We start from the raw sequence: 11,529 nt of genomic DNA, 5'->3' as shown, positions 1-11,529 counted from the left end.
GGCAGGGAAACGCCTGCCTGAACCCGGCCCGACGCTGGGGTGAACATCCCTGCAACGGCCGCCACCGCTCTCGTTTTGACCCGGATGCGGTGCCTCTACTACAGTTATGTCTTGCGTGATCGCCCGGGAAACCGGTGATTGGCGCGGTGCTTCCTTAGCTCAGTCGGTAGAGCGTTTCACTCGTAATGAAAAGGTCATCAGTTCGATTCTGATAGGAAGCTCAGAGAAAAACCCCGCTGGTTCGTTGAACCAGCGGGGTTTTTGTTTGTTAAGTCCGGGACTGAGCCGCCCAGCTTTATGGTGGAAATATCGAACATTTCCCCAAATTCTCGAAATGTTTGAGAGCGCCGGTGCCGTCCAGGTCCTGTCGCCCGGGGAAGCCCCCCTCGGGAAGGCGCTGCAGAGCCCATGACCGAAGAAGAGGTCATCAGCGTGGTCGAATCCCAAAGGATCTTCAATTTCCCCCATGGGCACCCTCCTAGGACGCTCCAGGCCGTTCAGATCCCTGGACTGTCTGGAACCCGGAACGTGGGTCGCGGGAGTCAGCTGCCCAGCCGGGACATCAGCACGGCGACGGCGGCCGATACTCCCCCGGCCAGAGAACCTTCCAGCTCGGGTGCGAAGAACGGCGAATGGTTGACGGGCACTGGACCTTCAATCCCCGAGGCGGGCGTGCCACCGAACATCCAGAACACCGACGGCACTCCGATCGCGGTACCCAGGTGCCCGAAGTCCTCGCTGCCCATCATCGGCGGTGTGATGTCCACTGCCTCAGCCCCCAACGCCAGCCGCAGTGCCTCGATGACGGGAGGGACGGCGTCGGGATCGTTGAAGCACTGCGGGAAGCGGTACATCTCCTCGATGTCCGGTGCGGGCGCCCCCGAGGCAGCGGCCTCGGCCTCGATGATGCGGCGAACGGCAGCGAGGACCTGGCCGCGGACGTCGTCGTCGAAGGTTCGGATGTTGAGCGTGAACTCGGCCGAGGCCGGGATGATGTTCTCCTTAAGTCCCGCGTGGAAGGTCCCCACGGTGACGACGGCGGACTTCCGCGGATCCAGCTCACGGGACACTATCCCCTGGAGCCGCGTGACCATATGGGCGGCCATGACGATGGGATCGATGGAGTCCTGCGGCTGGGAGCCATGCGACTGCTGGCCGTACACGGTGACCCGCAGCGAATCTGCCATGGCAGCCACCGGGCCGCTGGAAATCGCGACAGTGCCGACAGGCCGGGGCATGACGTGCTGCCCGAAAACCACCTCCGGCCGCGGCGCCTTGTCCCACAGTCCGTCGTCGAGCATGGCGAGCGCGCCGGCGGCAGTTTCCTCGCCAGGTTGGAAAATCAGCACCAGCGTTCCCGACCAAGCCTCCGGATTCCCTGCCAGCACCTCCGCGGCGCCAAGCAGGCTGGCTACATGCGTGTCGTGACCGCAGCCGTGCATAACGGGGACCACTGTGCCGTCCGGGAGGGTTCCGGTATCGGTGCTGGCGTAGTCGAGCCCGGTGGCTTCCTCGATCGGAAGGCCATCCGAGTCGGCACGGAACGCCACCACGGGACCCTCACCGTTCCGCAGGATTCCCACCACGCCCGTCCCGCCGCATCGGAAGTGCTCGAAACCGAGCCCGTCCAACTGTTCCTCAATCAATTCAGCAGTGGCGAACTCCTGCATGGACAGTTCCGGATGTGCGTGGAGGTGCCGGTACAGGGAGTGAAGCTTGGCGGTTTGTTGGGCATCGAGCTGGAGGGCTGTGGCGGTGTGGGTCATGGGCCTGTCTTCCTGGTGATTGTGGGGACGGGGTGCTGGAGAGTGCTATTCGATGTGGATCGGCTTCGCTTCGGTGATGGTGGTCGTACCCCGGAAGAACCATGCGAGCAGGATGGTGCCCAGCACGGCGATAGCGGTTGACACCATGGCGAGCGACGGCGCCAGGGGCAGCACAACAAACACGACGACGGCCGAGACGACCAGCGCAAACACTGTGGTGCGGGGCTGCTTCATGGACACGATGGCCTGCACGAGCACTGCGCCAAGAACGGCGGGCAGCACGTACAGGCGGGTCACCAGCAGCACCGACGGCGGGATGACGCTGATCAGCCAGCTCCCCAGGAGTCCCACGAAGATCGCCAGCGAGATCAGGTGGACTGCCGCGGCACCGCAGATGGCGACCACGGCGGCCAGCTCGGCGCGCTTGCTGCCCGGCTTGGCACCGATATTGGTTTGTGCGATCAAAGCGGCCGGCAGGAGCTTGTTGGAGATATTGCCGATCATGAAGGCCTGGTACATCGCGGCAGGCCCGAGGATCGGGTAGTACGTGAGTGGCTCAACGATCCAGATGATGCCGAAGGTTGCGGCCACCGCAGCAAAGGCGATCCAAAGCTGTGCGGGGCCTATGTCCAGGCCACTGGCGAAGACAAGAAACAGTGGACCAGCTACCGAGACCAGCAGTCCGAAGATCATGGTGATCTGACCCCAACGGGACGTGGTGCGGCCGAACTCAGCCATGGCGGAGGTGCTGGTGGTGATGGGAGCGGAAGTAGTGGAAGACATACGGGGTGTTCCTTTCGTGCTCACAGACAGGGGCTGGACGTGTGGATCAGGCGCCGACGGCGAGGTAGGCAGCGCCCAGTCCGATGACGATGGAGAAGCCGAGCCCCCACTCGCGCAGCCAGCTCTTGCCGAGCTTCCTGGCCAGCAGCAGACACAACCCCATGACTGCCGCGGAGATAAGGAAGGACACAACGTGAACGCCGGACTTGGGGAGTTCGGTGAAGCCCAGGCAGGAGAAGGCTCCCATCAGGGCAGCCGCTGGGACGATGGCCATGGCCGCAGGGTTCACGGAGCGGATCTTGGCATCACCTTTGCGAAGCAGCGGTGTCAGGATCAGGGTGGCGAGCATCCACATGGCACCGCCGATACTCATGGCGAAGAACGCGACGGCGAAGACACTCTGCGTGTAGCTGGCGTCGCCGAGCTTCGCGCCCATGGAGCCTGCGGCGATGCCGGCCGCAGAGACGTCGTACGCAGCAGAGCCGATCAAACCAATCCTGGAAAGCACAGCCGGGGCGCCGAAGAGGCCCAGCAGGGCGATGGCAACGAGTGATACGGCCAGGGATGGTCCGATGGCGGAGACCGCACCGGAACGGAACGAAGTCTTGATGTCCTGCGGACTCATCTCTACGGATGGCGCTGCGCGTTGGGCAGCCTTCATGAAGATGACGGACTGGATGATGATCACGCCGAAGACACCGGCCACGCAGATCCACAGGACAGGATTGTTGGCGATAGCCATGATGTCGGTCGAATCGGTGGGGGTGAACGGTTGCAGTGCCAGGGGTTGGTGCATGGGAACCTCCGGGTGTGAGCCCCCCAGTCCGCGGCCGGACGACGCTGTGCGGCCCGTGGCGTTGTGGGGCAAATCCATACCCAGTAACCAGATCGGCCATGGGGTTACCAACACCATTTACTATGAGCCGGATCACACACAATAGCTGACGGAATCAGCCGGAATGTTGGCTGAATCCGTCACGGCTTGCTTTCTTCGGGTTCCGGCTTCCGCGGTCAGGTGTGACCGGGCACACTTCAAGCAGTAGACATCCAGCAAAGGAGCACCATGCCTGACACCATCGGCGAGCTGTCCGCCGTCGAACTTTCCGCAGCGATCCGGGAGAAGAAGATCTCTGCGCGCGAAGCCCTTGCCGACCACCTGGAGCGCATCGCGGACGTGAACCCCGTGATCAACGCAGTGGTGACTCTCGACGCCGAAGGGGCCCAAGCCCTGGCGCACCGCGCGGACCAACTGACGGCTTCGGGGGCAGACCTTCCGCCACTGCACGGCGTGCCCATGACCCACAAAGACACGAACAATACCGCCGGGATGCGCACCACTCAGGGCTCGCTTGCCTTGCGCGACTTTGTGCCCGACGCCGATGACCTCATCATTGCCCGGCTGAAGGCGGCCGGGGTTGTCAGCACCGGGAAGTCGAACGTTCCCGAGTTTGGCGCCGGATCCCACACGTTCAACGACCTTTTCGGAACCACCACCAACCCGTACGCACCCACCCTCAGCGCCGGCGGCAGCAGCGGCGGGGTGGCCGCCGTCGTCGCTTCCCGCGTCCAGAGCATCGGCGACGGCAGCGACATGGGCGGCTCGCTCCGCATCCCGGCCTCCTTTTGCAATGTGGTGGGTTTCAGGCCATCGACGGCGGTGATCCCCATGCCGTCCGACGTCAACGCCTACGGGTGGCTGGGCCGAACCGGACCCATGGCACGCAGCGTGGAGGACATTGCCCTGTTCATGTCCGTGACGGCCGGCAAGGACCCTCGAGTGCCCCATCCGGAAGGCCTTGATCCGGAGGTTTTCCGAGCTGGGCTCGAGGCCGATATGCGCGGGGTCCGGATTGGCTGGTCACGGGACTTTGGCATTGGGGTGCCGGTGGACCCTGAAATCCTGGAGCATCTCGAACGGCAACTCGCGGTCTTCGAAGGCCTCGGCGCGATCGTGGAAGAAGCCACCCCCGATTTCAGCGAAGCCGACCTTGTGTTCGGCAACACCCGCGCCATGGACTTCGCCGCAGGACTGGGTCCCATCCTGGAGCGCTCTGGTGACGTTATCAAACCGGAAGTGCACTGGAACGTCCACAAAGGTTTCGACCTCACCGCCCGCGACCTGATCGAGACAGCCGCAGCCCGCACTCGCCTGGAACGCAGCGTGCAGTCATTTTTTGGGCGCTACGACCTCTTTGCCAGCCCCTGCGCCCAGGTCCTTCCCTTCGACGCCGCACTGCGGTACCCCCAGGACATCGCGGGTGTTCTTTCACAGACCTACCTCGACTGGATGCGCTCAGCCTGCCTGTTGTCCGCCACAGGGCTGCCCGTGCTCAGCGTCCCGGCAGGCTTCAGCTCCGCAGGGCTCCCCATCGGCTTGCAGCTCGCCGGCAACCACTACACGGACATGCAGTTGCTCCGCTACGGCCGTGCCTTCGAACAGCAGACCGGCTACGCCGCGATCGCTCCTGTTTTTTCTACGGCAGGCGAGGCCATCACTACCGTGCGCGCATAACCCGCCCGCCACGCTTTCGGGCGTCCAGCAGGATGGACACTTCCACAGTGACAGCATGCTGCGCCCACTCCGAGTCCGTGATGAAGCGGTAGAGGTCTGCCATGTCCTCCACCGTGACATCGGCCATAATCTGGTAATTACCGGCGATCGCCGCCGCATAACGGACAGTAGGCAGCTCCGCCAGGCTCTTGCCAACCTGTTCAACGTGCTGCGGAGAAGCCCGGATCCAGAGCAGTGCCTCGACATACAAGCCAAAGGATGCCGGCTCAACGATGGCGCGCAAGTGAACCTGGTTATTGGCAAGCAGCCACTCAGTACGGCGGCGTGCTGTTGCTTCAGAAACACCCACCCGGCGGCCCAACGCTTCAAAACTCATCCGGCCATCGGCACAGAGGGCAGCCACGAGCTCGTGGTCCTGCCTGCTCAAATCCTGCCGCGGCACCAGGATGCCGGAGTCCGGGGTGAGACTGGAGCGGAGCGCCTCCGCCTTGTCACTGGTGAGGATTTCCGGCCGCCACCCCCGGATGGTGCGGAAGTAACGCAACACGGGGTAGCTGGTGGAATCGCGCAGACCGATGGTGGCGGGCAACTCGTCAGAGAGGACATCGGCCATGCGTGCAGGCTCGGTGAGGATCTCTGCCACGCAGTCTCCGGTACCCGTGGTGGTGTAGACAAAGGTGGTATCCGGCCTCTGCCCCAGTGCGTGGGCCGCGGCCCGCACAGTGCCGGGCATGCATCTCATCTCCACCAACACCACGGACGGCCGGGGCCGGATGCCCACTACAGCGACAGCTCCGGACTCCACAAGCTGTGAACCCCGGCGCGCGACAGTTCGTTCTGCTTCCCCAAGGACCGCCGCCATCTTCCGCCAGGGGCACCGCGGATCCAGTTGGAGCGCGGCAACGATCTGCCGCTCCAATGCGTCAAAAACCTCCATGCAAGCTCCGTCCTCCGTCCGCTGGGGTTGCTCAATTCCACCACGGACTGAGGTGCGTTACGTCACGACGGCGAATGCCGGCGTCGTGCCTTAACGGCAGGTGCCCCGCCCCCAAGGAGGGGACGGGGCACCAGGGTCAGGCTTGGGACTTAAGCGAAGTCGGAGACTGCCGGGTCCGGTCCGATGCGGCCTTCGGCACCGCGGTCGAGGCCGTTGATGGCCTCGATGTCGGTGGCATCCAGCGTGACGTTGAGCGCCGCGAAGTTTTCTTGGATGCGGGACTCGGTGACGGACTTGGGAATGACCACATTGCCGATGTCCAGGTGCCAGGCGATGACCACCTGGGCGGGCGTGGCATCGTGCTTGGCGGCGATTTCAGCAACTGTGGCGCTTTGAAGGAGCTCGCCACCCTGGCCCAGTGGGGACCAAGCCTGGGTCAGGATGCCCTTGGAAGCGTTGAATTCGCGAAGGTCAGCCTGGTTGAAGAAGGGGTGCAGTTCCACCTGGTTGATGGCCGGAACAACGCCGGTTTCATCGATGATGTGCTGCAGGCCTTCCTTGGTGAAGTTGGATACACCGATGGACTTGACGCGGCCACGCTTCTTGAGCTCGATGAGCGCCTTCCAGGTGTCAACGTACTTTTCCTGCTTGGGCTGCTGCCAGTGAATCAGGTAGAGATCCAGGGTCTCCAGGCCGAGTCGGTCCATGGACTCCTCGAAGGCTGCGAGCGTGGAGTCGTAGCCCTGGTCTGCGTTCCACAGCTTGGTGGTGATGAAGATTTCGTCGGCGGAGAGGCCGGAGGAGGCGATGGCCCGGCCGACACCTGCCTCATTGCCGTAGATCTTGGCGGTATCGATGTGGCGGAAGCCGGCTTCAAAAGCCTGGCGCACCACCTTTTCGGCTACATCGTCTTCAACTTGCCACACCCCGTAGCCGAGCTGGGGGATGGTGTTGCCGTCGTTGAAAGTAAGTGTTGGTGACGAAGTCATGATTGCCATACTGCCAGCACGAACCTGTGAAAAGCCCGGAATGTTACGGAGATCAGCTATGCGCTTAACTTCTTGTGCAGGAGGAATAAAGGCGCACGCTTGTAGTTGCTCACGCCTTACATCTTTCTCCCGGCCCTTCAGGCTCCGAGCTGGCGCTCTGCATCGGCAACCTGCTCAAAGACGGCTTCCGAGCGCCGCCTCACGGAGAGTGCACCCACAGGAACAGGGCCAACGGCCAACCTCAACATCGCGGCCGCCTCCGCGGTGGTGGCCAGGGAATTTCCAGCCTTGGACAACGCACGGTGCACCCCTGCCAGGGCCCCGGGAACATCCAGGCCGTCGCTTGGGGAGCGTCTCTGCGCCTCGACGCAAATGGTCCTCACGCGCGGAGACAACTCGGCAAGATCATTGGCGATCTGCACAAGCTCGTTGTACAGCTGCTCATCATCAACGCCCTCAAGAACTTGGTGGTACCGGTCCAGGCCGCGGTGGAAACGGTCGTGGGCGCGTCGCCACAACCCCTTGCCGAGCTCCAGATCGTCCTTCCGTCCTTGGCGGACGGCCCCAAAGAAACCCACGAGCGAACTCAGAGGTACTGACCCGGACCGTGGTCGGGGTCTTCCGGCCGGCCGTGCGAAGCAGCACCGGGAGCCCCCGGCGCTGCGGCACGCTGCGGCTGGCCATTTTCGCCAATGACGATGCCCGGCGCGATGACAGTTCCCGGCGGGAGCTGGCGAAGTTGCAGCTGCGCGGCGGCATGTTCCTTGGCGGCCTGCTGTGCGGCGATGGCGGCCTGGATACCGTGGAACAAGCCTTCCAACCACCCCACCAGCTGTGCCTGGGCGATGCGAAGTTCCGCATCGGAGGGCGCCTTTTCGTCGGGAAAAGGCAAGCTGATGCGTTCCAGCTCCTCGATGAGTTCAGGTGCGAGACCGTCCTCGAGTTCCTTGATGGAGCGCTCATGGATTTCGGCGAGGCGCCCACGTGCAGCGTCGTCCAGAGGCGCGGCTTTAACTTCCTCCAAAAGTTGGCGGATCATGGTGCCGATCCGCATCACCTTTGCCGGTTCGTCAACAAGTTCGTGAAGATTGCCGCCCTTGGGCTTGGCATCCTTTCCGGACTCTCCCCCGCCGGGTTGCTGTCCGTTGGGCCTATTGTGGCCCTCTTCCAGCATGGTTCCCTCCACGGGGGTGTCGTCCGAAGCCTCATCCGTGGGCTGAATGTCGTTCAGATCGCTCATTCGTTCATACTCTCATGGGGTTCACGCGAACCCCCGTCCAGTTCCTCGATTCCGACTTCGTTCGTAGCGAAACTTGGTTCTCCGTCAGCAGCAGCGGCCCTGGGGATTGCTGTCCTGCCGGTCCATCCGGTCCCGCCAAAACTCACGCTCCGTCATGGCAGGACCGGTATGGCCGCTGGCATTGAAGTGTTCCAGATACTTGCGGTAGGCGTCTGCACCCATGAGCGAACCCATGTAGGTGGCGAACCCGCGAAGCCCTTTGGCCACCGCATTCATCAGTGATGCCCGGCCTTCTGCGTGCGCTTCTCCGCAGGCAGGGCATTCCACTCCGCCAGCAGGGCCTTCTCCGCTGAGGTGGGGATCAGTCCGGCCGGAGCATACACCTTGGATGGCAGGGCCGGGTCCTCATGGTCTTGTCCGCCGCCTGCACGGATTGCCCTGATGGTCGCCAACAGGGCGGCGACAATCACGATGATGCTCAACGTCACGAAGATGACCGAAAGGACGCCCTGGATCATGGTGTTACGGACCACCGCTTCCATGGCTGCAACGGTCTTTGCCGTGCCGAACTCCGTCTTGCCGTCCGCCAAGGCCTTGGAGAAGGCCTGGTTGTTGGCGAAGTAGCCCACTGCCGGAACCGGCGAGAAGATCTTGTGGAAGCTGGCAGTAATCGTCACTACTGCCGCAAAGGCCAGAGGGACCGCCACGATCCACAGCCACTTGAAGACGCCACGCTTGGCAGTGATGGCCAGGCACACCGCCAGCGCGATGGCCGCAAGGAGTTGGTTGGCGATGCCGAACAACGGGAAGAGCGTATTGATCCCGCCTAGGGGGTCGGTGACACCCATCAGGAGCACTGCACCCCATGCACCCACCATGATGGCGGTGCATAGCCAAGCGCCGGGACGCCAGGAGGCTTCCTTGAACTTGGGAACAAAGTTGCCAATGGAATCCTGCAGCATGAACCGGGCAACACGCGTGCCGGCGTCAACTGCGGTCAGGATGAACAGCGCCTCAAACATGATGGCGAAGTGGTACCAGAAGGCCATCATGCCGGGTCCACCGATGAACTGCTGCATGATGTGCGCCAAGCCTACGGCCAGTGTGGGTGCACCACCGGACCGGGAGACGATGCTCTCCTCGCCCACGTCCTTGGCCGTCTGGGCCAGCACGTCCGGGGTGATGTTCACGTTGGCCAGGCCGAGGCTGTTCACCCACTGCGCTGCGGATTCCACCGTGCCTCCGGTGAGGGCAAGGGGTGCGTTCATGGCGAAGTAGATGCCGCGGTCGATCGAAATCGCAGCTACCAGGGCCATGATGGCCACAAAGGACTCCATGAGCATGCCGCCATAGCCGATGAAGCGCGTCTGGCGTTCTTTCTCGATCAGCTTGGGAGTGGTGCCGGAGGAAATAAGGGCGTGGAATCCTGACAGGGCGCCACAGGCGATGGTGACAAAGAGGAAGGGGAACAGCGCCCCGGAGAAAACGGGTCCGTTCTCACGGCTGGCGAACTCGCTGAACGCGGGGACAGTGATTTCCGGACGAACCACAATGATGGCCAAAGCCAGCATCACGATCACGCCGATCTTCATGAAGGTGGAGAGGTAGTCGCGAGGGGCCAGGAGCAGCCACACCGGCAGGATGGCAGCAATGAAGCCGTAGATGATGATGCCCCAGGCAATGGTGACCTTGTCGAGGTGGAAGAAGGCTGCACCCCATTCGGTTCCGGCCACTGCGCCGCCGCCGATGATGGCCGCCATCAGTAAAACGAAGCCGATGATGGACACTTCCATCACCTTTCCTGGCCGGATGAAGCGCAGGTAAACGCCCATGAACAGTGCGATGGGGATGGTCATCCCCACAGAGAAGACACCCCACGGACTCTCGCCCAGGGCGTTGACCACGACGAGCGCAAGGATGGCCACAATGATGATCATGATGAGCAGGGTGGCCACGAGGGCCGCCGTGCCGCCAATGACGCCAAGTTCTTCACGTGCCATCTGGCCGAGGGAACGGCCACCGCGGCGCATGGAGAAGAACATGACCAGGTAGTCCTGCACGGCACCGGCAAGAACGACACCGATGATGATCCAGATGGTGCCTGGCAGATAGCCCATCTGGGCTGCGATGACAGGTCCCACCAGCGGCCCCGCGCCGGCAATGGCGGCGAAGTGGTGGCCGAACAGCACATTCCGGTCGGTGCGGACATAGTCCTGCATAGTCCTTGCCATCAGCCTTGTACTCGGCAGGAGTGGCGCGGCGATCATCCGGCTTGAGCAAGTAGCGCTCAATAACCTTGGAATAGAACCGGTAGCCAATCAGATAGGTGCATACCGCAGCGAAAACGAACCAGATGGCGTTCACGGTTTCGCCGCGTACCAGCGCCAGCATGAACCATGCCACCGCTCCCAGCAGCGAGATCGCCACCCACAGCCCGATCTTTGCCGGGGTCCATCTACGCTCTTCTGCCTCACGGACTGAGTCATCCACGGCCGGGGAAGGCAGCGTAGGATCCAATCCTTCCGTGAGTCCGGCCTTGTCAGAAACCTTGCCCATATCTCCTCCTTGAGAACTGCTGCAGTGATGGGTGCTGCCGTTGGTGGCGATCTTCGCGGTGGGGGCCGCATCGCCGGGTGCCTTCCAGCACAGTAACAACCGTCACAGACAAGTAAAGGGGGAACGCGCCAACGTGGAACAACGCGGCGGTGAACGGTCACAGCCTTGCGGCGGATGACCATGCTCCCGCACCGGAGGAGACTAGGTGGCTCCCCCGTTGGCCTGCGCCTGCACCATGCGCGCTTCACACAGGTCCAACCAGCGCACTTCGGCTTCGGCTTGGAAAATCAGGGAATCGAGTACCAGCAGCCCCGCGGTGTCCACGGAACGTTGGTTGGCGGACACTGCCTTCCTCGCCAGCGTGTGCTCCTGCAACGCCCTGACGGACACCTCACGCTGGGATTGGATCACCGCGGAGGTATCCACACCGGGCAGCGTCACGGCAAGGGCAAGCTTGATGGCGATCTCGTTCCGCGGCGGGGCGCCACGGTCCACGGCGCCGCCAAACCACGCCTCGACTTCCTCGGCACCGGCGTCAGTGATGCTGTAGATGACGTGGCCACCGCCGTCGTCGCCGTCTTTACTGACCAGGCCATCGCGCTCAAGGCGGTCCAGGGTGGTGTAAACCTGTCCGATGTTCAACGGCCAGGCGGCACCGGTCCGGTCCTCGAATTCGACGCGCAGTTCGTAGCCGTACCGGGGCTGGTCCTGAAGCAGGGCCAGCAGACTGTGCCGGATGGACATAT

10 protein-coding genes, 1 tRNA gene and 1 pseudogene are annotated in these 11,529 nt (G+C 63.0%); 2 read left to right on the top strand and 10 right to left on the bottom strand.

Features of this window, described 5'->3' with window-relative positions; translation table 11 throughout:
- The first annotated feature begins 148 nt into the window (after positions 1 to 148).
- Positions 149 to 221, top strand: a tRNA-Thr gene (locus ABQM86_RS04980).
- A gap of 321 nt (positions 222 to 542) precedes the next feature.
- Here the strand turns inward: ABQM86_RS04980 and ABQM86_RS04975 are convergent.
- The 3 genes from ABQM86_RS04975 to ABQM86_RS04965 are packed head-to-tail and all read right to left on the bottom strand — an operon-like array spanning position 543 to position 3,345.
- Complete coding sequence (locus tag ABQM86_RS04975; RefSeq protein WP_207596357.1) at positions 543 to 1,766, bottom strand: amidohydrolase; 1,224 nt, start codon at positions 1,764 to 1,766, stop codon at positions 543 to 545.
- A 45-nt stretch (positions 1,767 to 1,811) separates the two neighbouring features.
- Positions 1,812 to 2,549 carry a hypothetical protein gene (locus ABQM86_RS04970; protein ID WP_369746062.1) on the bottom strand — a complete coding sequence of 246 codons (738 nt, stop codon included), beginning with the start codon at positions 2,547 to 2,549 and terminating at the stop codon, positions 1,812 to 1,814.
- Positions 2,550 to 2,595: 46 nt separating this feature from the next.
- Positions 2,596 to 3,345: a DUF5058 family protein gene (locus tag ABQM86_RS04965; RefSeq protein WP_280627970.1), complete on the bottom strand. Its 750-nt coding sequence runs from the start codon at positions 3,343 to 3,345 to the stop codon at positions 2,596 to 2,598.
- A gap of 267 nt (positions 3,346 to 3,612) precedes the next feature.
- On the opposite strand from ABQM86_RS04965, the gene ABQM86_RS04960 reads away from it, so the two are divergent.
- Complete coding sequence (locus ABQM86_RS04960; RefSeq protein ID WP_369746061.1) at positions 3,613 to 5,061, top strand: amidase; 1,449 nt, start codon at positions 3,613 to 3,615, stop codon at positions 5,059 to 5,061.
- Here the strand turns inward: ABQM86_RS04960 and ABQM86_RS04955 are convergent.
- The 7 genes and pseudogenes from ABQM86_RS04955 to ABQM86_RS04925 all read right to left on the bottom strand — a co-directional run bounded on the left by ABQM86_RS04955 (position 5,045) and on the right by ABQM86_RS04925 (position 11,527).
- Positions 5,045 to 5,998 (bottom strand): Lrp/AsnC family transcriptional regulator, encoded by a 954-nt coding sequence (locus ABQM86_RS04955; RefSeq protein ID WP_369746060.1) that lies wholly within the window; start codon positions 5,996 to 5,998, stop codon positions 5,045 to 5,047. The genes ABQM86_RS04960 and ABQM86_RS04955 overlap by 17 nt on opposite strands.
- Before the next feature lie 149 nt (positions 5,999 to 6,147).
- Positions 6,148 to 6,987, bottom strand: coding sequence for an aldo/keto reductase (locus tag ABQM86_RS04950; protein ID WP_369746059.1), 840 nt, complete (start codon positions 6,985 to 6,987; stop codon positions 6,148 to 6,150).
- A 137-nt stretch (positions 6,988 to 7,124) separates the two neighbouring features.
- Positions 7,125 to 7,565 carry a hypothetical protein gene (locus tag ABQM86_RS04945; RefSeq protein WP_207596350.1) on the bottom strand — a complete coding sequence of 147 codons (441 nt, stop codon included), beginning with the start codon at positions 7,563 to 7,565 and terminating at the stop codon, positions 7,125 to 7,127.
- A gap of 8 nt (positions 7,566 to 7,573) precedes the next feature.
- A complete protein-coding gene (locus tag ABQM86_RS04940; RefSeq protein ID WP_369746058.1) occupies positions 7,574 to 8,227 on the bottom strand; it encodes a bacterial proteasome activator family protein in 654 nt (217 codons plus the stop codon).
- A gap of 84 nt (positions 8,228 to 8,311) precedes the next feature.
- Entirely contained in the window at positions 8,312 to 8,503 is a 192-nt protein-coding gene (locus ABQM86_RS04935) for a YbdD/YjiX family protein (RefSeq protein ID WP_207596348.1), read from the bottom strand.
- A pseudogene (locus ABQM86_RS04930) lies at positions 8,503 to 10,783 on the bottom strand (carbon starvation CstA family protein). Before ABQM86_RS04930 ends, ABQM86_RS04935 begins: the two are co-directional and overlap by 1 nt.
- A 201-nt stretch (positions 10,784 to 10,984) precedes the next feature.
- Positions 10,985 to 11,527, bottom strand: a complete 543-nt coding sequence (locus tag ABQM86_RS04925; protein ID WP_207596346.1) for a PadR family transcriptional regulator — start codon at positions 11,525 to 11,527, stop codon at positions 10,985 to 10,987.
- Positions 11,528 to 11,529: the final 2 nt, after the last annotated feature.

Origin of the sequence: Paenarthrobacter sp. AMU7, from assembly GCF_041200195.1 — a bacterium.
In the GTDB taxonomy this organism is placed as follows: Bacteria; Actinomycetota; Actinomycetes; order Actinomycetales; family Micrococcaceae; genus Arthrobacter.
The sequence above is the reverse complement of the archived record's forward strand: the minus strand, read 5'-3'. Positions and strand labels throughout refer to the sequence as shown.